Genomic DNA, 20,322 nt, shown 5'->3' on the forward strand with positions numbered 1-20,322 from the left:
TTCCTGCCGGTCCCACGCAATCGCATGGCCCCATGGCGGTGGCATATCATCATCGCCAGCGGAATTCAGCCAGGATTCCGTCATGAGCGCGCGCTCTCCACGGCCATCGGCAACAGCATCGGGTCGTTCTGTGCTCACCATGCACAGGGCGCGAGAGCCATGCAGAACCAACATATGAGATGATCATGGCGGCGTAGCGTGCCAAAATCACAAGATATCAGTGTTTTTGCCTACATCTTATGCAAAAGGGGCACTCGTAACCGGGCGTCACTTGGGTTAAGGACCACCGTCCTGGGATCAACGATCGAGAAGCGACACATGACTTCAACGTTGCACGACAAGCTCTATTCGGCCGAGGCGGCGATGGCTGTCGGTGATGATGCGGCCAAGCTGCCCGAAGCAACCGGCGAGGCGCGCGCCTTCCGTGACCTGATCCTCGCCAAGCTGACCTATGCCGTCGGCAAGGACCCGATCGTGGCGCGCGACCATGACTGGCTGCGGGCGGTGAGCCTGGCACTGCGCGATCACATCGTCGACCGCTGGATGGCGACGACGCGCGGCGTCTACCGCATGGGCGGCAAGCGCGTCTATTATCTCTCGCTCGAATTCCTGATCGGCCGCCTGCTCAAGGATGGCCTCAACAATCTCGGCCTCGTGGCCACGGCCCGCGAGGCGCTGGCCTCCGTCGGCGTCGACCTCGACATGATTGCCGAGATGGAGCCCGATGCCGCTCTCGGCAATGGCGGTCTCGGCCGCCTCGCCGCCTGCTTCATGGAGAGCATGGCCACCGTCGGCATCGCCGCCTATGGCTATGGCATCCGCTACGAGAACGGCCTGTTCCGCCAGAACATCGTCGATGGCTGGCAGACGGAATCACCCGAGAACTGGCTGCAGAACGGCAATCCCTGGGAGTTCCCGCGCCGGGAAGTCGCCTATGAGGTCGGTTTCGGCGGTGCCGTCGAGGCGAGCGATGGCTGGGACGGCTCGGCCGTGCACAGTTGGAAGCCGGCCGAGACCGTACTTGCCGTCGCCCATGACACGCCGGCCGTCGGCTGGCGCGGCAATCGCGTCAACACGCTGCGCCTGTGGTCGGCCCGTTCGCTCGACCCGATCTCGCTCGATGCCTTCAATGCCGGCGACCATATCGGCGCCCTGAACGACCGGACCAAGGTGGAGTCGATCTCGCGCGTGCTTTATCCGGCCGATTCCACCCCGGCGGGGCAGGAATTGCGCCTGCGTCAGGAGTATTTCTTCACCTCCTCCTCATTGCAGGACATCGTTCGCCGCCACCTGCAGCAGCATCGCGACATCAAGTCCCTGCCGTCCAAGGCGGCGATCCAGCTCAACGACACGCATCCGGCCATCGCCGTGGCCGAGCTGATGCGCATCCTGATCGACATTCACGGGGTCAACTGGGCCGATGCCTTCGCCATCACCCGCGAGACGATCTCCTACACCAACCACACCCTGCTGCCCGAGGCGCTGGAAACCTGGCCGGTGCCGCTGATCGAGCGGCTGCTGCCGCGGCATATGCAGATCATCTACGCCATCAATGCGCGCGTGCTGACCGAGGCGCGCGAGAGCGGCGCCTCCGATGCCATGATCGCCACCGTCTCGATCATCGACGAGAGCCATGGCCGGCGTGTGCGCATGGGCAATCTCGCCTTTGTCGGCTCGCACAAGGTCAATGGTGTGTCGGCCCTGCATTCGGAACTGATGAAGGAAACGGTGTTCCGCGACCTCAACACGCTGTTCCCGGGCCGCATCACCAACAAGACCAACGGCATCACGCCGCGGCGCTGGCTGATGACGGCCAATCCGGGGCTGACAACGCTGCTGCGCGAGACCATCGGCGATGCCTATCTCGACGACGCCGAAAAGCTGGTGGCCTTGGAGCCCTATGCCAAGGATGCCGCCTTCCAGGAGGCCTTCGCCGCGGTCAAGCATGCCAACAAGGCGCGATTGGCCAAGGTGCTGCAGCAGACGGTCGGGCTTCGCGTCGATCCCTCCGCGATGTTCGATGTCCAGATCAAGCGCATCCATGAATACAAGCGCCAGCTCCTGAACATCCTCGAGACCATCGCGCTCTACAACGCCATCCGCGCCCATCCCGAGAAGGATTGGGCGCCGCGCGTGAAGATTTTTGCCGGCAAAGCGGCGGCGAGCTATACGGCGGCCAAATATGTGATCAAGCTGATCAACGACGTCGCCAAGGTGGTGAACTCGGATCCGGCCGTACGCAATTTGCTCAAGGTCGTGTTCATGCCGAACTACAATGTCAGCCTTGCAGAGGTGATCATCCCGGCGGCGGACTTGTCCGAGCAGATCTCGACCGCAGGCCTGGAAGCCTCCGGCACGGGCAACATGAAGTTCGGTCTCAACGGCGCTCTCACCATCGGCACGCTCGATGGCGCCAATGTCGAGATGAAGGAGCATGTCGGCGACGACAACATCTTCATCTTCGGCCTGAAGGCGCATGAGGTCGAGGAGAAGAAGCGCCAGGGCCGCAATCCGGCCGACGCCATCGCGGCCTCGCCGGCCTTGGCCGAGGTGCTCGATGCGGTGGAAAGCGGCGTGTTCTCGCCGACCGATCGCGAACGTCATCGCGGCACGGTGCAGGCGCTGCGCTCCAGCGACTGGTTCTTCGTCACCGACGATTTCGACGCCTATGCCGCCATGCAGCGCAACGTCGACACGCTGTGGGCCAACAAGCCGGCCTGGCGCGAAAAATCGATCCTCAACGTGGCGCGCATGGGCTGGTTTTCCTCGGACCGCACCATCCGCGAATATGCCGACGAGATTTGGGGCGTGCAGACGACCCCAGTGGAATAGGCGACGCTATCGTCGTATTCCCGGCAGGATTTGCATCCCGCGTGGCATGAAGCCCTGCCTCGCGGGATGTCGATTCTTGCAAGCCCGTGCCGCTTGCCCTGGCCCCGTAGAGCGGCGGCATCAGGTCGAGCTGGGCCATGAACCCTCTCGGACTTTTTCGGTGGGACCGTCCGTTCCGTTTCCGCCAGAGGGCGAAAACACCAAATTTTTCACCCTGCAGTACCCTCGACATAACCCATTTGGGCAGGCTGCGTTTAATCGTTGACCGTTGTAGCAAAAGCCCTAGCTTGTGTTCGAGAGGATCACAGGAAGACGCCTGGTCCCGGCAAGTCCAGGCGTTTCGATCCGGTTCGAAAAGGGGTCGTGGCGCTTGGCAAAGACAACGAAGACGAACGCTCCCGCCGCCAGAGCCGCAAAGCCGGCACCCTTGGCCAAGCGGCCGGTCAGCCGCAGCAAGACGGCGGATTGGCGTTTGTCAGAGGTTGAGGTCGCCGCGCTTGCGGCGGGACGTCATGCCGATCCTTTCGCCGCACTCGGCCCGCATGAGACACCCGCCGGCCTCGTCATCCGCGCCTTCATCCCCAATGCCGAGACGCTGTCGGTGCTCGCGCCCAATCTGGTCGGGCCCGTTGCCTTGGAGCGGCGGCATGACGATGGCGTCTTCGAAGGCCTGGTGCCCGACAGCGTCGGGATCTACCGCCTGCGTGCCGTCAATGCGGGAGGGCAGTGGGAGGTCGAGGACCCCTATCGTTTCGGGCCGCTGCTGGGCCAGGTCGACGACTATCTGCTGACGGAGGGCACCCATCTCAGGCTCTGGGACAAGCTCGGTGCTCGTCCCCTGCAGCATGGCGACATGGAGGGGGTGCATTTCGCCGTGTGGGCGCCGCACGCCAGGCGGGTATCGATTGTCGGCGATTTCAACGACTGGGACGGCCGTCGCCATCCGATGCGCAAGCGCGTCGATACCGGCGTGTGGGAGATCTTCCTTCCGGGCGTCGGTGTCGGCGCCCATTACAAATACGAGATCATCGGCCCGAACGGCGCGCTGCTGCCGCTGAAGAGCGATCCCTTCGCCTTTGCCAGCGAATTGCGCCCCGGTACGGCCTCCCGGGTCGCCTCGTCGGAGCCCTTCGCCTGGACCGACCAGCAATGGCTCGAGGAGCGGGCGCATCGCGATGCGCGGCGGGCCCCGATGTCGATCTATGAGGTGCATCTCGGCTCCTGGAAGCGCGGCGAGCATCAGCGCTTCCTCAGCTATGACCAGCTTGCCGACGATCTGATCGCCTATGCCCAGCACATGGGCTACACCCATATCGAATTGCTGCCGGTGACGGAGCATCCCCTCGATGCGTCCTGGGGCTACCAGCCGACGGGCATGTTCGCGCCGACCAGCCGTTTCGGCTCGCCCGAAGGGTTCGCGCGTTTCGTCGATCGCGCCCATGCCGCCGGGATCGGCGTCATCCTCGACTGGGTGCCCGCGCATTTTCCCACCGACTCGCATGGCCTTGCCTGGTTCGACGGCAGCGCGCTCTACGAGCATCCCGACCCGCGACGCGGTTTCCATCCCGACTGGAATACGGCGATCTATGATTTCGGCCGGCGCGAGGTCGCCAATTTCCTGATCGCCAACGCCCTGTTCTGGCTGGAGCGCTACCATATCGACGGGCTGCGCGTGGATGCCGTCGCCTCCATGCTCTATCTCGACTATTCGCGCCGGGACGGGGAGTGGCTGCCCAATGTCCATGGCGGACGTGAGAACCTCGATGCCATCGCCTTCCTGCAGCGCATGAACAAGGAAGTCTATGCGGCCCATCCCGGCGTGATGACCATCGCCGAGGAATCCACTGCCTGGCCCGGCGTGTCCAAGCCCGTGCATGACGGCGGGCTCGGCTTCGGTTTCAAGTGGAACATGGGCTTCATGCACGACACGCTGAGCTACATGCAGCGCGAGCCGGTCTACCGCCAATATCACCATGACGATCTGACCTTCGGCCTGATCTACGCCTTTGCCGAGAATTTCGTGCTGCCGCTTTCCCATGACGAGGTCGTTCACGGCAAAAATTCCATCGTCAACAAGATGTCGGGCCTGGAAGGCGACAAATTCGCGACCCTGCGGGCCTATTATGCGCTGATGTGGGCCTATCCCGGCAAGAAGCTCCTGTTCATGGGCCAGGATTTCGGCCAGCGCCGGGAATGGAACGAGAATGTCGGGCTGGACTGGGACCTGTTGCAATATGGCCCGCACAAGGGGGTGAGCGATCTCGTCCGCGATCTCAATCATCTCTATCGCGGCCGTGCGGCGTTGCATCAGCGCGATTGCGAGGGCGACGGCTTCGAGTGGATGGTGGTCGACGACAACGCCAATTCGGTGTTCGCCTGGGCGCGCTATGCCACCGATGCGATGCCGATCGTGGTGGTGGCCAATCTCACTCCCGTCTCGCGCGACGACTATCTGCTGCCCCTGCCTCTGGCGGGACAGTGGTGGGAAATTCTCAACACCGACTCCGAGCGTTATTTCGGGCTCAATCGAGGCAATTCCGGCGGAGTCTATGCTTATGCGGGCGATTGGAAGGGCAAACCGGCGTCCGCGCGTATCAATCTGCCGCCCCTGACGGCCATCATGCTGGAGTGGGCGGGGAACTAGGCTGGGGAGTGGGCGTTGCATGTCTTTGGAGAGTCGCGGCTCCGCGATAGGAACCGAGGCTGAAAAGGAAGGCAGCAGCGTCATCCCGGATTATCAGTGGGAGGAACTGTATGACGGAACCGAGGCATTCGAAGGGTGGGCCGCTGGCACGTTCGGCCATGGCTTATGTGCTGGCCGGAGGCCGCGGCAGCCGCCTGATGGAACTGACCGACCGGCGCGCCAAGCCCGCGGTCTATTTCGGAGGTAAGAGCCGCATCATCGACTTCGCCCTTTCGAACGCGATCAACTCGGGCATCCGTCGTATCGGCGTGGCCACGCAATACAAGGCGCATTCGCTGATCCGCCACCTCAACCGCGGCTGGAACTTCCTGCGGCCGGAGCGCAACGAAAGCTTCGACATCCTGCCGGCCAGCCAGCGCATTTCCGAGGACATGTGGTATCGCGGCACGGCGGACGCGGTCTACCAGAACCTCGACATCATCGATGGCACCGGCGTCGAATACATGGTCATCCTGGCAGGCGACCATATCTACAAGATGGACTATGAGCTGATGCTCAAGCAGCATGTCGAGCAGAACGCCGATGTCACCATCGGCTGCCTCGAAGTGCCGCGCATGGAGGCCACCGGCTTCGGCGTCATGCATGTCGACGAGCAGGATCGCATCGTCGCCTTCGTGGAGAAGCCCAAGGATCCGCCTGGGATCCCCGGCAATCCCGAGATGGCGCTGGCATCGATGGGCATCTATGTCTTCTCGATGAAGTTCCTCACCGAGGAGTTGAAGCGAGACGCCAACGATCCCAATTCCAGCCGCGATTTCGGCAAGGACATCATTCCCCACATCGTCAAGAACGGCAAGGCGGTGGCACACCGCTTCCCGGCGAGCTGCGTGCGCTCCGAGCATGAAAAGGAATCCTATTGGCGTGACGTCGGCACGGTGGACGCCTATTGGGAGGCCAATATCGACCTCACCGACGTCGTGCCCGCGCTCGACCTCTACGACCAGGAATGGCCAATCTGGACCTTTGCCGAAATTACCCCGCCGGCTAAATTCGTGCATGACACCGAGGGACGCCGTGGCACCGCGATCTCCTCGCTGGTATCCGGCGGTTGCGTCGTCTCCGGGGCAACGGCCAAGCATTCGCTGCTCTATACCGGGGTGCGTATCAACTCCTATTCCAGTGTGGAGAACGCCGTGATCCTGCCCTATGTCGAGATCGGGCGATCGGCACAGCTCAAGAATGTGGTGATCGACCGCGGCGTGATCATCCCCGAGGGCCTGGTCGTCGGCGAGGATCCGGAACTGGACGCCAAGCGCTTCCGGCGGACGGAAAAGGGCATCTGCCTGATCACCCAGCCCATGATCGACAAGCTGAAGCTCTGACGACACGATTCAGGGCATTTTCCGGTGAGGCGCCAAGCTTCTCAGCTCGGAAAATGCGTCAAAACAAGAAGTTAGCGCTTTCGATGATCAAAGTTCTCGCGGTTGCGTCCGAAATCCATCCGCTGATCAAGACGGGGGGGCTCGCCGACGTCGTCGGCGCGCTGCCTGCTGCCCTGAAAGGCCATGACGTCGCGGTGACGACGGTCATCCCCGGTTATCCCGCCGTGATGGCGGCAAGTGCTTCCTGGGAAACCGTGGCCAAGCTGCCGGGCTTCTTCGGCGGCCGCACCGCCATCAAGCGCGCCACCATCGGCGAACTCGACCTCCTGGCCGTGGATGCGCCGCATCTGTTCGACCGACCGGGAAATCCCTATGTCGATGCCGATGGGCGCGACTGGCTCGACAATCCCCAGCGCTATTGTGCCCTGTCGAGCGCGGCGGCGGAAATCTGCCACGGCCTGGTCAAGACCTACAGGCCCGACATCGTGCATGTGCATGACTGGCAGGCGGCGATGACGCTGGCCTATCTCAACTATACCGATGCCGTCAGGCCGAAATCGGTGATCACGGTGCACAACCTCGCCTTCCAGGGCCAGTATCCTCGCTCGATTCTCGGCAGTCTCGGCCTGCCGCAGCGGGCCTTTGCCCTGGACGGGGTCGAGTATTACGGCATGATCGGCTTCCTGAAGGCCGGGCTGCATTTTGCCGATCGCATCACCACCGTCTCGCCGCGCTATGCCGCCGAGATCAAGACGGCGGAAGCCGGCATGGGGCTGGAAGGCCTGCTCGCTGGCCGCGCCGATGTGCTCTCCGGCATCGTCAACGGCATCGACGAGCGGGTATGGAATCCCCAGACCGACCCGAGCCTGGCCGTGAATTACGATGCCAGGTCCCTCGCCAGGCGTGTGGGCAATCGCAAGGCGCTGGAAGAGCGCTTCGGCCTCGATCACGACGACTCGCCGCTGTTCTGCCTGGTCAGCCGCCTGACCTGGCAAAAGGGTATCGACATTCTCGCCGAGGCGTTGCCGCATCTGGTCGCCTCCGGCGCGCGGCTGGCCCTGCTCGGTTCCGGCGACAGGGAGCTTGAGGGCATCTTCCGCCAGGCAAGCCTTCAGCACCGGGGGCGTGTCGGCACCGTGTTCGGTTTCGACGAGGCACTCTCGCATCTGATGTTCGGCGGCTCGGACATGACGCTGGTGCCGTCGCGCTTCGAGCCTTGCGGCCTTACCCAGCTTTATGGCTTGCGCTATGGCTGCATTCCCGTGGTGGCGCGCGTCGGGGGGCTCTCCGACACCATTGTCGATGCCAATGATGCGGCCTTGACGCTCAAGGCTGCCACCGGCGTGCAGTTCCAGCCGATCACGCCGGACATGCTGCGCGATGCGATTTCCAGAACCATCGCGCTCTACGACGACAAGCCCGTCTGGCAGGCGATGCAGCGCCGCGGCATGGGGCTGGACCAGTCCTGGGATCTCAGGGCTGCCGGCTATGCCAAGCTCTATCGGGAGTTGGTGGCGTGAGGAGAGCTCGGCCGCGGTTTTTGAGGGGAGAAGCCGCCCCTCACCCTTACCCTCTCCCCGTAAGAACGGGGCGAGGGGGACCTCGATGTCGCGACTTGTCCAGCGGGCGCGACCTCTCGCATCGAGGCATCACGCTTGGCGCCCCTCGCCCCGTTCTTACGGGGAGAGGGTAAGGGTGAGGGGCAGCGCTGCTCCCATATGCTATCGATAGACCTTCGGATAAACCAGAACCGGAACCTCACTATGATCCGTACCGTCCCGACCCAACCCTTCGATGGCCAGAAGCCCGGCACGTCCGGCTTGCGCAAGAAGGTGCCGGTGTTCCAGCAGCCGCATTACGTCGAGAATTTCGTGCAGTCGATCTTCGACACGCTGGAGGGATTTGCCGGCAAGACATTGGTCGTGGGCGGCGATGGGCGCTTTTACAACCGCGAGGTCGTGCAGAAGATCCTCAAAATGGCGGCTGCGGCCGGTTTCGGCCGTATCAAGGTCGGGCAGGGCGGCCTGATGTCCACCCCGGCCGTCTCGGCCGTCATCCGTAAATATGGGGCCTTCGGCGGCATCGTGCTCTCCGCCTCGCACAATCCCGGCGGGCCAGACGGAGACTTCGGCATCAAGTACAATATCGGCAATGGCGGTCCGGCGCCCGAGAAGATCACCGATGCCGTCTTTGCCCGCACAAAGTCGATCAGCGAGTTCAAGATCGCCGACGTGCCCGACATCGACATCGACAAGCTCGGCGAAACGGCGGTCGGCGATACCATCGTCGAAGTGGTCGATCCCGTCGCCGACTATGCCGAACTGATGGGCAAGCTTTTCGACTTCGATGCTATCCGGGAGCTGTTCAAGTCCGGCTTCACCATGCGCTTCGACGCGATGTCGGCCATCACCGGACCCTATGCCCGCCGCATCATCGAGGAGCAATTGGGGGCCGCCGCCGGCACGGTGGTGAACGCGACGCCGCTGCCCGATTTCGGCGGCCATCATCCCGATCCCAATCCGGTCAACGCCAAGGATCTCTACGATCTCATGATGGGGCCGAGCGCCCCCGATTTCGGAGCGGCTTCGGATGGCGACGGCGACCGCAACCTCATCGTCGGCCGCGGCATCTTCGTCACCCCCTCGGACAGCCTTGCCATCCTGGCTGCCCATGCCCATCTGGCGCCCGGCTATGCCAAGGGCATTTCCGGCATCGCCCGTTCGATGCCCACCAGCCTTGCGGCAGACCAGGTCGCCAAGGCAATGGGCGTGAACATCTACGAGACGCCGACCGGCTGGAAATTCTTCGGCAACCTGCTCGATGCCGATCGCGTCACCATCTGCGGCGAGGAAAGCGCCGGCACCGGCTCGAACCACGTCCGCGAGAAGGACGGGCTGTGGGCGGTATTGCTCTGGCTCACTTTGCTGGCCAAGCGTCGCCAGCCTACGCTCGACATCGTGCGCGAGCATTGGGCCAAATATGGCCGGAACTATTATTCGCGCCACGATTACGAGGCCGTGCCCACGGAGGCCGCCAATGCGGTGATGGAAGCCGTCCGCTCGCAAATCACCAGCCTGCCCGGCAAGAGCTTCGGTGCCCTCAAGGTCAAGTCGGCCGACGACTTCGCCTATCACGATCCCGTCGATGGTTCGGATTCGAAGAACCAGGGCCTGCGCGTCCTGTTCGAAAACGGCTCGCGCATCGTCTACCGCCTGTCCGGGACGGGGACGGAAGGGGCGACCTTGCGCGTCTATCTCGAGCGCTACGAAGCCGATCCTGCCCATCACGGCATCGAGACGCAGGCCGCCCTCGCCGATGTCATCGCCGTTGCCCGCCAGCTCAGCGGCATCGCCGAGAAGACAGGCATGGCCGAACCGAGCGTGGTGACCTGAGGGGCGGCCGCCCTTCTCCCCTTGCGGGAGAAGGTGCCGGCAGGCGGATGAGGGGTCGCGCTACCCTTTGATAGCTCGGCACGACCCCTCATCCGGCACTTCGTGCCACCTTCTCCCGCAAGGGGAGAAGGAAACCTTACCCTCGCGGCGCGCAGAGCTTCGGCTGGTTCGGCGCCACCGGTTCGAGATGGCCGGCGGCGATGCGCTTGGCGGTGCGGTCATCCGTCAGCTGGCCCGCCAGGGCGTAGGTACGGCGCATCAGCTCCAGCGCGACCGCCTTGCGGTCGGTTGCAGCGGCGAAAGCTGCGCCATCGATGGGATTGCCGATGGCGATCGGCAGGATCGTACCGATGCGATCACGCACCTCCTTGAAGATCAGGGACAGGCGCAGGGTCTGGTTGAGGTGGCTGGCGATCTGGAACAGGCGGCTGTTCTGGCCGCCGAAGAAGATCGGCACCACCGTGGCCTTGGAGCGCTGGATCAACTGCACGGTGAAGGGTTGCCAGGGGGCGTCCATCGCAGGGCGTCGCCCGAGCTTGTCGGGCGAAGTGGAGACGCCGCCGGCCGGAAAGACGATCACGCAGCCGCCGCGATCGAGCAACCGGCGCGCTTCGGCGCGGGTGCGCAGGTTGGTCTGCATCGCCTCCTCGGTCTCCGCGAAATCGACGGGCAGCAGGAAGGCTTGTGTTTCCGGCGCATGCAGCAGCACGGCATTGGTGAGGATGACGAAATCCTGGCGGACCAGGCCGATCAGCCAGGCGATGGTGATGCCGTCGAGCACGCCATAGGGATGGTTGGCGACGATGACGCAGGGCCCGGTCTTCGGAATCTTGTCGAGCTGGGCCCTGTCGAACTGGACGTCGAGCCGGAGCTGGCGGACCGCTGCGGCAAAAAAGCTCTCGCCGGCCACCGGATTGCGCTGGTTTTCGAGGTAGAGGCGCTTCAGCCGAGGCTGCCCTGTCACCTTCTCGATGGCCCGGATCAGGGCCTGTTTCGGTTTGGAAAAGGTGGGGTCCGCATAGGTGAACTGGACGGCGTCCGTTTCGGCCCCGGCTGGGTCGGCAATATGGCGAACCATGGTTTTCCTTCGGGCACACTATCGCGCCAGGACGTTCCTACAGCAAAACGCGCGACAAGGACATTGGTCGGAGACGATTCACCCGCAATGGGTAGCGGACAGAAATTTCGCCGCATCCTGTCATCTAGTCTTTGCGTTTTGATCGTCCAAGATGTCAGGAAAGTACGACAGGCATTCGACAGTCGAGGCAAGGACCGTATGGCACGTTCAAGCATGGCGAATCCCGGCGCGGCAGCTCCGCTCGGAGCGAGCTGGATCGGGGAAGAGGTCAATTTCGCCGTCCACGCTGCCGATGCCGAACGCATCGAGCTGTGCCTGTTCGATGCCGATGGCACGGAGAGCCAGCGGATACTGCTCTCGGGACGCGACGGATCGGTGCATCATGGTCGTATCGGTGGGCTTGCGGAGGGGCAGCTCTACGGGTTGCGCGCCCATGGTCCCTGGCGCCCGGAGGAGGGGCTGCGCTTCAACCCGGCGCGCCTGCTGATCGATCCTCATGCGACCCGGCTCGTCCTGCCGGAGGGCATGACCTCCGCCCTGCCGGTGAAAGGCGCCCAAGGCGTGGATGACCTCGTCCTGGATGGCACGGATACCGCTGCGATCATGCCGAAAGCCGTGCTGGAGCGGCCAGCGCCGGACAAGACCCGTCCTTCCGGCGTGAAGCCCGAAACCCGCATCATCTATGAAGTCCATGTGAAGGGCTTCAGCCAGACCCATCCCGACATCCCGCCCGAGCTTCGCGGGACCGTCGCCGCCCTGGCTCATCCGGCGGCGATCGCCCATTTCACCGAGCTCGGCATCACCACGCTCGAATTGATGCCCCTGGCCGCCGCCATCGACGAACGGCATCTCGAGCCGCTCGGATTGAGGAATTACTGGGGCTACAATCCCGTATGCTTCCTGGCGCCCGATCCGCGCCTTGCCCCCGGCGGCATGGCCGAGATTGCCTGGACGGTGGATCGGCTGCACGAGGCCGGCTTCGAGGTGCTGCTCGACGTCGTCTATAACCACACCTCGGAGAGCGACGAGCGTGGCGGCACCCACTCGCTACGTGGGCTCGACAACAGTTCCTACTACCGGCTCGCCGACAATCCGCGCTTCTATGCCAACGATACCGGCTGCGGCAACACGCTGGCTCTCGATCGCGAGCCGGGGCTCGGCCTCACCCTCGCTGCCCTCTGGCATTGGGCCGAGATCGGCGGCTTCGACGGCTTTCGCTTTGATCTCGCTCCGGTGCTGGGGCGCCGTCCCGATGGTTTCGATCGGCAAGCGCCCTTGTTCGCCGCCATTGCCGCCGATCCAGTCCTGAATGCGCGGCTGATGATCGCCGAGCCCTGGGACATCGGCCCCGGCGGCTATCAGCTCGGCCAATTTCCGGCGGACTGGGCGGAATGGAATGATCGCTATCGCGACGACGTCAGGCGGTTCTGGCGGGGCGATGGCGGCATCGGCGCGCTGGCGACGCGCCTTGCCGGCTCCTCCGATCTGTTCGATCCCGGCCGCCGCCGCCCGAGCGACAGCATCAATTTCGTCGCGGCCCATGACGGCTTCACGCTCGCCGATACGGTGAGTTTCGCCGGCAAGCACAATGACGCCAATGGCGAGGGCAACCGCGACGGGCATTCGGGCGAGGTGAGCTGGAACGATGGCGCCGAGGGACCCAGCACGGCGCCGGAGATCGTCTCGCTCAGGCGCAGCCATATCAGGGCCTTGCTGGCCAGCCTCCTGTTGTCGCGGGGCACGCCGATGATCGCCATGGGCGACGAACTCGGCCGCAGCCAGCGCGGCAACAACAACGCCTATGCCCAGGACAATGCGATCACCTGGATCGACTGGGCCAACGCCGATCGCTCCTTGATCCAGTTCGTGGCGAGCCTGACGCGCCTGCGCAAGTCATTGCCTTTGGTGACGGCGGATCGGTTCCTGACCGGCAGGCCTTCTGCCGACGCCGCGGCTGATGGAGCGCCCGACGTGATCTGGCTCGGTCCAAGCGGCCAGCCTCTGCAGGACAATGAATGGGGCAATCCGGCCCTGCGCAGCCTCGGCATGGCGCTTACGGGACCGGATGGCTCGAAAGCGCTGATCTGGTTCCATGCCGGCGCCGAGCCGCTCTATGCCCGGCTGCCGGATCTCGCACCCGGGCTGGTCTGGCGGCTGGCGCATGTCAGCGACGAATACCAGGCCTTCGCGCCACCGGCCCTCTACGGCGCCTTCGACATCATGGAGCTGGCGCCGCGCTCGGTCGGCGTGTTCATCGCCGCGCCGGGGCGTGCGCCGCGCCGGGATGGGGATGCGCCACCCGAAGTGCTCGAACTCCTGGCCAAGGCCGCCGGTATCGCGCCGGAATGGTGGGAGGTTTCGGGCCGCCACACCTTGGTCTCCCCTGACACCAAGCGCGCTCTGCTCACCGCCATGGGCCTGCCCCATCATTCGCTCGCCCAGGCGCGCGAGAGCCTGGAGCATCTACGCTCGCTCGGTGCGCCCGTCGAGAACCGGCAAGCCAAGGCCTATCTGCCGCCGATGCTCGCCGATGGCGGCAGGCGCTTCGGGCTTTCGGCCCAGCTCTATACGCTACGACGGCAGGGGGATCAGGGTGTCGGGGATTTCCGCACGCTGGAGGCTTTTGCCCGGGACGCGGCCGGCAAGGGCGCGAGCCTGATCGCCCTCAATCCCTTTCATGCCATGTTCCCGTCCGACCGCCAGCGGGCCAGCCCCTATCAGCCTTCCGATCGCCGTTTCCTCGATCCGGCCCTGATCGCCCTCGACGCCGTGCCCGAACTCGAAGGCCATCTCACGGCTTCACCGCCGCCCGGGCGTTTCATCGATTGGCCCGAAGTCTGGCGCCACAAGCGGGCGGCGCTGGCGCAGGCTTTCTCGATCCTGCCTGAACGTCCTGCGCGCCTCGCTGCCTTCCGGGCCTTCCAGGTGGTGGCTGGCGATGCGCTGGCTCGCTTCTGCCTGTTCCAGGCACTGGAAGAGCAGGCCGGATCGAGCGCGATCCCGGCGATGTCGACGGCGGGCTTGTCCCCCGACCTGCAGCATGCCGCCGATTTCGCCGGCTATCTGCAATTCCTGGCGGAAGAGCAGCTCGCCGCGGCCAGCCGCAGTGGCCTGGCCATCGGCTTTTGCCGCGACCTTGCCGTGGGAGCGGCGCCGGATGGCGCCGAGGTCTGGACGGCTCCCGATGCCTTCCTGAAAGGGGTTTCCGCCGGCGCGCCGCCCGATCCCTTCTCGGCCAGCGGCCAGGTCTGGCATATCCCGCCGCTCGACCCGGTCGCCTTGCGCCAGAGCGGCTTTGCCCATTACCGGGAGCTGCTTGCTGCCAATATGCGCCACGCCGGGGCGCTTCGCATCGACCACGTCATGGCGCTGACCCGGCTCTTCGTGGTGCCCGACGGCGTACCGGCCAGCGAGGGTGCCTATCTGACCTATCCGCTCGAAGGCATGCTGGAGGTGCTGGCCGAGGAGAGCCAACGCCATCGCTGCATGGTGGTGGGCGAGGACCTCGGTACCGTGCCGGAGGGCCTGCGCGAGCGGCTGTCCGAAGCCGAGCTCTATTCCTATCGCGTGCTGTTCTTCGAACGCGACGGCACGGTCTTCCGCCGCCCCGACGTCTATCCGGCCGCTTCGCTCGCCTGTGTCGCCACGCACGATCTGCCGACCCTGCGCGGCTGGTGGAACGGCGCCGATCTCGCGTTGGAGCGTTCGCTCGGCCGGCCCGTCGCCGAGGATGCGGAAGCGGCACGCGCCGAGGACAGGCAGGCGCTGCTGCAGGCCGTCGGCAGCGAGGAGAGCGCGCTGACGCCGGCCCTCGTCGGCGCCATCCATGGCTTCCTGGCCTCCGCTTCCTCCGGCCTTGTCGCCGCGCAGGTCGAGGATCTCGCCGGCGAGGCAGAGCCCGTCAACCTGCCCGGAACCGATCGCGAATATCCCAATTGGCGCCGACGCCTCGACCTCGACGTCCACGCCATGCTGGAAACCGACGAGGCCAAGGCGGTGTTCGAGGCGATGCGGCAGGCGGGACGGGGGGAGTAGGTGGACGATTTCCAGCACAAGAGAAGCTTGGTGCTAGGCGCCCTGATCAGTCCCTGGGCGGTCCCGCTCGGCTTGCCCTTTCTATGGTACCTGTACATAGCTGCCACTCGCGGCTTTGTCGGTGCCTCCCTCCAAGAGATCATCGAATTTGTGGCTCTTTACCTCGTACTCGGCCTGCCTCTCACCTACGCCGTCACCTTGGCTTTGGTGTTGCCGATGGCCTTGTGGCTGCGACGCCGATGGGCCTTGTCGGCAGCAAGATTATGTTTCTGGTGTACCCCATTGGGGCCGGTGACATTGCCAGGCTATCTCTGGCTCATTGGTGGCCGGACCCAATCGATGTTCGAGCTTGATCGAGTGTTGCTGGCATCGGCCTGCGGCCTGGCTTCCGGCATCGTCTTCTGCCTCGTATCGGGCATCCGTCTCCTGGCCCGTTGAAGCACGTTCTGGACTCTGCAGCGTCATTCGAGACCGAGGTCTGAAAAACCATGCATCCCAGATTGCTCAAGACCTTTCTTGCCGTTGCCCGCCATCGCAATGTCACCCGGGCGGCCGAGGCGGTGCACCTGGCTCAATCGAGCGTGAGCGACCAGATCCAGGCGCTCGAAGCCGAACTCGGCACGCCCTTGTTCACGCGTTCGCGGTCAGGCTTGCAGCTGACGGCCGCCGGAGCGGCGCTGCAGCCCTATGCCGAAGAAATCCTGATGCTGACGGACGAGGCCCGCGGAGCGGTGGCCATGACTTCGGGGCAGGAGCGGGGAGCAGTGTCGATCGGCGCCTTGGAAACGATTGCGGCCGCCCGCCTGCCGGCCTGGCTCTCGCGTTTCGGGCAGGCCCATCCGGAAATCGCGCTGCGCTTGTCGGTCGCGGGCACGGGTGACCTCCTGCGCAAGCTGGAGGACGGGGATGTGGATGTCGTCTTCTGTTTCGACCGGGGGGAATTCGACGAGCGTTTCGCCACGCGCAGCATTTCCAGGGAACCGCTGACTTTGATCGCGCCGGCGGGCGAGCCGCCGCTGCCGCCCGGCAAGGGGCTAGCCATGCTTGGCGCGAGGCGGTTCGTGGCGACGGAGCCAGGCTGCGTCTACCGCCATTTGTTCGATGCGGCCTTTGTCCGCGCGGGGCTGGCTGCACCGAGCCTGGCCGCCGAAGCTGGCAGCATCGGCGCGATAGCCCGGTTGGTGGCTGCGGGAACGGGCATTGGCCTGGTACCGCGCCTGGCGGTTGCCGAGGCGCTGGCGCGGGGCGAGGTGACCGCGCTTTCCTGGCCGGATCCTGCCCAAGCGGCCGACCTGGCCGCGGAGCTGGTGATGATCTGGCGCCGGCGGCGGGTGCAGCCGCCGGCCCTGAAGCTGCTGCTCGCCTCGGCGAGCACCGGGCTCGACGCCCTCAGACCAAGCGATGCCCGCCCTCGACATGCAGAACCGTTCCCGTCATGAAGCCGTTGCCCATGACGAAGGCCAGGGCATCGGCGATATCGTCGGGGCGGCCGACCCTGCCGACCGGCAATTTACGGGCCATGGCGTCCAGAGTCTCGTCCTTCTTGTCGCCGGCGACGAAGGTCCAGATCGGGGTGTCGACCCAACCCGGTGAGACGGCATTGACCCTCAGCGGCGCGAGCTCCATGGCCAGCGCCTTGACCAGCCCTTCCAGCGCGGCATTGACGGCGGCGACCGCCGCACCCCGCGGCAAGGGACGATAGGCGGCGATACCGGAGACGAAGGTCAGGGAGCCGGATGGTATCAGCTTCCCGGCGCCATGCTTGGCCAGGAGGAGGGGCCCGTAGACCTTGCTTTCCATGATTCTCTGGACGGCCTTCAGGTCGAGCGAGGGCAGAAGCGCATAGGCTCCGTCGATATCGGCCGCGGTACTGACGATGTGATCGAGCCGGCCGATGTGCTCGAACAACGCCGCGACCTCGTGTTCCCAAGTGATGTCGGCAGAGACGGTATCGAGAGCGTCGGGGGCGCCGAGGCTCGAACGGGCCTGAGCCAGTCTCTCCTCACTCCGTCCGGCGATGACGACCCGCGCGCCGGCATCGAGGCAACGCCGCGCCAGTGCCAGGCCCATGCCGGAACTGCCGCCGGCGATGAGAATTTTCGACTTTGCGAGACTCATGATGAAGCGCTTCCTTTCGATCCCGATGGAAATTGAAACCGGCATCGCAGATCGACGGCGGCCCGGAAAACGGAAGAAACCGATAGCGCCATCGGCGTTTCCGATGGCAGAGCCGCGCCTGCCGGACAGGAAAGGCGGACGAGACGTCCGCGGTGCCAGCCTTGGCGTCTCTGGTACGAACCTGGCCGGTATCGCGCCGGAAGCTGTGCGGCTGGGATCGCGGACGTCTCGTCCGCTCTTGAAACCGCCATGCACCGGTACGCGCCGGCTCATCCGTCGGCTTGCATGAGCCTCGCCGGGTGAGCCATGATAGCCGGCTAAACCGCGAATCTGGACAGTCCCGTGAGTCTTTATGCTCTCAAGCCCCGTTTTCAGGCCCTTTTGCGCCCGCGCGTCACGCGGCTGGCCGAGCGGGGCACGACCGCCAACCAGGTGACGCTGGCGGCGGCGGCGGGCTCTCTCGTCGTCGGTCTCGGCGTCGCCTGGCTCTCGGATCTGCGCATTCTCTTCCTGCTGTTGCCGGTCTGGCTCGCCATCCGCATGGCTCTCAATGCCATCGACGGCATGCTGGCGCGGGAATTCGGCCAGAAGAGCCTGCTCGGCGCCTATCTCAACGAGATCGCCGACGTCGTCTCCGACGCCGCGCTGATCCTGCCCTTTGCCACCCTGCCGGTCTTTGGGCCGTTCTGGACCGGCGCGGCGATCGTGCTGGCTGTGATCAGCGAGTTCGCTGGCGTAATGGGGCCGATGGTCGGCGCTAACAGGCGCTATGACGGTCCGCTGGGCAAGAGCGACCGTGCTTTCGTGTTCGGCGCGCTCGGCCTGTGGGTCGGCCTCGGCCTGCCGCTGCCCGGCTGGTTCGGCTGGATCATGCCGCTTGCCGTGCTTTTTCTCACACTGACCATCGTCAATCGTGTGCATAAGGGCCTGCGTGAGGCCTGCGCCAAGCAGGCCGATGACGGCAGGAGTCATGATGCGTCCCTCTGAGACCGGTTTTTTTCGCAGCCATGACGGTGTCGAGCTGTTCTATCGCCATTGGCCGGCCGTCAATGCGCCCGCCAAGGGCGCGGTCGTACTATTCCATCGCGGCCACGAGCATTCGGGGCGCATGGCGCATCTGCCCGACGAACTCGCCATGCCCGATTACGAGTTCTTCGCCTGGGATGCCCGGGGCCACGGCGACTCGCCCGGCGAACGTGGCGATGCCCCGAGTTTCGGCGCCCTGGTGCGCGATGTGCAGAGCTTCATCGACCATATCGGTGCTGCGCATGGTTTCGCGCCGGCCGACATCGCCGTGCTCGCCCAGAGCGTCGGGGCCGTCGTCGCCTCGGCCTGGGTGCATGACTACGCGCCCAGGATCCGTGCTTTGGTGGTGGCCTCGCCCGCCTTCAAGGTGAAGCTCTACGTGCCCTTTGCCCGGCCGGGCCTGAAGCTGTGGCAGGCCTATAAGGGCAATTTCTTCGTGCAATCCTATGTGAAGGCCAAGTTCCTCACCCATGATCTCGAGCGCCAGGCGACTTTCGACGCCGATCCCAAGATCACCCGGGCGATCTCGGTGCGCATCCTCCTCGGGCTCTATGAGGCAGCACGACGGGTGGTCGAGGATGCCCGGGCCATCACGGTGCCGACGCAATTGCTCGTCTCGGGCGCCGACTGGGTGGTGCATCACGGACCCCAGCACCGCTTCTACGAAAATCTGGGATCGGCCACCAAGGAGCGGCACGTGCTGCCGGGATTCTACCACGACACGCTCGGCGAGAAGGACAGGGCGGTGGCGATCGGCCATGTCAGGCGCTTCCTCGGCGAGCGCTTCGCTACGCCCCTGGAGCGCACCGTCCTCACCGAGGCCGACCGGCAGGGCTACACCCGCGACGAAGCCGACAGGCTTGCCTCTCCCCTGTCGCTAGCCTCGCCAAAGGGGCTCTACTGGGCCGGTACCAGGCTCGGATTGAAGGCGACGGGGCTGATCTCCGACGGCATCAGGCTCGGCCATGAGACCGGCTTCGATTCCGGCTCCACCCTCGATTACGTCTACCGCAACACGCCGTCGGGGCGTTCGGCTGTCGGGCGGCTGGCCGACAAGAACTATCTGGAGGCAATCGGCTGGCGCGGCATCCGCCAGCGCAAGCTCCATGTCGAGGAATTGCTGCGTGCCGCCATTGCCCGGCTGCGGGAAGAGGGGCGGCCTGTCTCCATCGTCGACATCGCCGCCGGCCACGGCCGCTACGTGCTCGAAGCGCTGGAGGCGGAAGGCGTGTCGCGGCCTGACTCGATCCTGCTGCGCGACTACAGCGACATCAATGTCGAGGCGGGCGGGCGGCTGATCGCCGAGAAGGGCCTCGCCGACATCGCACGCTTCGTCAAGGGCGATGCCTTCGATGCCGCCAGCCTTGCCGGCATCGAGCCCAGGCCCACTCTGGGGCTGGTTTCGGGCCTCTACGAGCTCTTCGCCGACAACAACCTGATCAAATGGTCGCTTGGAGGGCTCGCCGCCGCCATCCCGGCCGGCGGCTATCTGATCTATACCGGCCAGCCCTGGCATCCGCAGCTCGAATTCATCGCGCGGGCCCTCACCAGCCACCGCCAGGGCCAGGCCTGGGTGATGCGCCGGCGTACGCAGGCCGAGATGGACCAGCTCGTCGAGGCTGCCGGTTTCGAAAAGCTCGAACAGCGTATCGACGAATGGGGCATCTTCTCGGTCTTGCTCGCTCGCCGCAAGGCCGCGTCATGACCCTTGTTTTGGAGCGCGGACATCTCAGCGACATGCTTGCATGTCGCGATGTCCTCTTCTTTCCTTCCTGCCAGCGTGGCGTTTCCAAGAGCGGACAGGATGTCCGCGCT

The 20,322-nt window shown here is 64.9% G+C and carries 12 protein-coding genes; 10 read left to right on the top strand and 2 right to left on the bottom strand.

Going from position 1 to position 20,322, the window contains the following annotated elements:
* Window positions 1–318 precede the first annotated feature (318 nt).
* From BA190_RS15070 to BA190_RS15090, 5 genes are all read left to right on the top strand, one after another.
* On the top strand, window positions 319–2,832 hold the full coding sequence (locus tag BA190_RS15070) for a glycogen/starch/alpha-glucan phosphorylase (RefSeq protein ID WP_082979755.1): 2,514 nt from the start codon (window positions 319–321) through the stop codon (window positions 2,830–2,832).
* A 427-nt stretch (window positions 2,833–3,259) separates the two neighbouring features.
* On the top strand, window positions 3,260–5,476 hold the full coding sequence (gene glgB, locus BA190_RS15075; protein ID WP_068288688.1) for a 1,4-alpha-glucan branching protein GlgB: 2,217 nt from the start codon (window positions 3,260–3,262) through the stop codon (window positions 5,474–5,476).
* 110 nt (window positions 5,477–5,586) lie between these two features.
* A complete protein-coding gene (gene glgC / locus BA190_RS15080) occupies window positions 5,587–6,858 on the top strand; it encodes a glucose-1-phosphate adenylyltransferase (RefSeq protein ID WP_068288695.1) in 1,272 nt (423 codons plus the stop codon).
* Between the two features lie 86 nt (window positions 6,859–6,944).
* Complete coding sequence (glgA, locus tag BA190_RS15085; RefSeq protein WP_068288878.1) at window positions 6,945–8,378, top strand: glycogen synthase GlgA; 1,434 nt, start codon at window positions 6,945–6,947, stop codon at window positions 8,376–8,378.
* A 243-nt stretch (window positions 8,379–8,621) separates the two neighbouring features.
* A complete protein-coding gene (locus tag BA190_RS15090; RefSeq protein ID WP_068288698.1) occupies window positions 8,622–10,250 on the top strand; it encodes an alpha-D-glucose phosphate-specific phosphoglucomutase in 1,629 nt (542 codons plus the stop codon).
* Between the two features lie 136 nt (window positions 10,251–10,386).
* Here BA190_RS15090 and BA190_RS15095 read toward each other — a convergent pair whose 3' ends face one another.
* On the bottom strand, window positions 10,387–11,328 hold the full coding sequence (locus BA190_RS15095; protein WP_068288701.1) for a lysophospholipid acyltransferase family protein: 942 nt from the start codon (window positions 11,326–11,328) through the stop codon (window positions 10,387–10,389).
* 198 nt (window positions 11,329–11,526) lie between these two features.
* Here BA190_RS15095 and glgX point away from each other — a divergent pair, with 198 nt between their 5' ends.
* The 3 genes from glgX to BA190_RS15110 are packed head-to-tail and all read left to right on the top strand — an operon-like array spanning window position 11,527 to window position 16,802.
* Window positions 11,527–15,363, top strand: coding sequence for a glycogen debranching protein GlgX (gene glgX / locus BA190_RS15100; protein WP_082979756.1), 3,837 nt, complete (start codon window positions 11,527–11,529; stop codon window positions 15,361–15,363).
* Entirely contained in the window at window positions 15,364–15,801 is a 438-nt protein-coding gene (locus BA190_RS15105) for a hypothetical protein (protein WP_068288712.1), read from the top strand.
* 50 nt (window positions 15,802–15,851) lie between these two features.
* On the top strand, window positions 15,852–16,802 hold the full coding sequence (locus BA190_RS15110; RefSeq protein ID WP_068288719.1) for a LysR family transcriptional regulator: 951 nt from the start codon (window positions 15,852–15,854) through the stop codon (window positions 16,800–16,802).
* Here the strand turns inward: BA190_RS15110 and BA190_RS15115 are convergent.
* On the bottom strand, window positions 16,753–17,481 hold the full coding sequence (locus BA190_RS15115) for an SDR family oxidoreductase (protein WP_068288881.1): 729 nt from the start codon (window positions 17,479–17,481) through the stop codon (window positions 16,753–16,755). The two genes, BA190_RS15110 and BA190_RS15115, sit on opposite strands and share 50 nt — an antisense overlap.
* A 342-nt stretch (window positions 17,482–17,823) precedes the next feature.
* Here BA190_RS15115 and BA190_RS15120 point away from each other — a divergent pair, with 342 nt between their 5' ends.
* Together BA190_RS15120 and BA190_RS15125 are read left to right on the top strand one after the other, a co-directional pair.
* The gene (locus BA190_RS15120; RefSeq protein WP_068288721.1) at window positions 17,824–18,468 is read left to right on the top strand and encodes a CDP-alcohol phosphatidyltransferase family protein; all 645 of its coding nucleotides are present in this window, start codon (window positions 17,824–17,826) and stop codon (window positions 18,466–18,468) included.
* Window positions 18,452–20,212 (top strand): bifunctional alpha/beta hydrolase/class I SAM-dependent methyltransferase, encoded by a 1,761-nt coding sequence (locus BA190_RS15125; RefSeq protein ID WP_371260325.1) that lies wholly within the window; start codon window positions 18,452–18,454, stop codon window positions 20,210–20,212. Before BA190_RS15120 ends, BA190_RS15125 begins: the two co-directional genes overlap by 17 nt.
* The last annotated feature ends 110 nt before the right edge of the window (window positions 20,213–20,322 follow it).

Source organism: Labrys sp. WJW, from assembly GCF_001676615.1.
In the GTDB taxonomy this organism is placed as follows: domain Bacteria; phylum Pseudomonadota; class Alphaproteobacteria; order Rhizobiales; family Labraceae; genus Labrys; species Labrys sedimenti.

Bases quoted from the DNA above. Each gene is read 5' to 3' on its own strand.
- BA190_RS15115 (WP_068288881.1), bottom strand. From the start codon at position 17,481: ATGAGTCTCGCAAAGTCGAAAATTCTCATCGCCGGCGGCAGTTCCGGC.
- BA190_RS15110 (WP_068288719.1), top strand. From the start codon at position 15,852: ATGCATCCCAGATTGCTCAAGACCTTTCTTGCCGTTGCCCGCCATCGC.
- BA190_RS15125 (WP_371260325.1), top strand. From the start codon at position 18,452: ATGATGCGTCCCTCTGAGACCGGTTTTTTTCGCAGCCATGACGGTGTC.
- glgC (WP_068288695.1), top strand. From the start codon at position 5,587: ATGACGGAACCGAGGCATTCGAAGGGTGGGCCGCTGGCACGTTCGGCC.
- BA190_RS15070 (WP_082979755.1), top strand. From the start codon at position 319: ATGACTTCAACGTTGCACGACAAGCTCTATTCGGCCGAGGCGGCGATG.
- glgX (WP_082979756.1), top strand. From the start codon at position 11,527: ATGGCACGTTCAAGCATGGCGAATCCCGGCGCGGCAGCTCCGCTCGGA.
- BA190_RS15095 (WP_068288701.1), bottom strand. From the start codon at position 11,328: ATGGTTCGCCATATTGCCGACCCAGCCGGGGCCGAAACGGACGCCGTC.
- BA190_RS15090 (WP_068288698.1), top strand. From the start codon at position 8,622: ATGATCCGTACCGTCCCGACCCAACCCTTCGATGGCCAGAAGCCCGGC.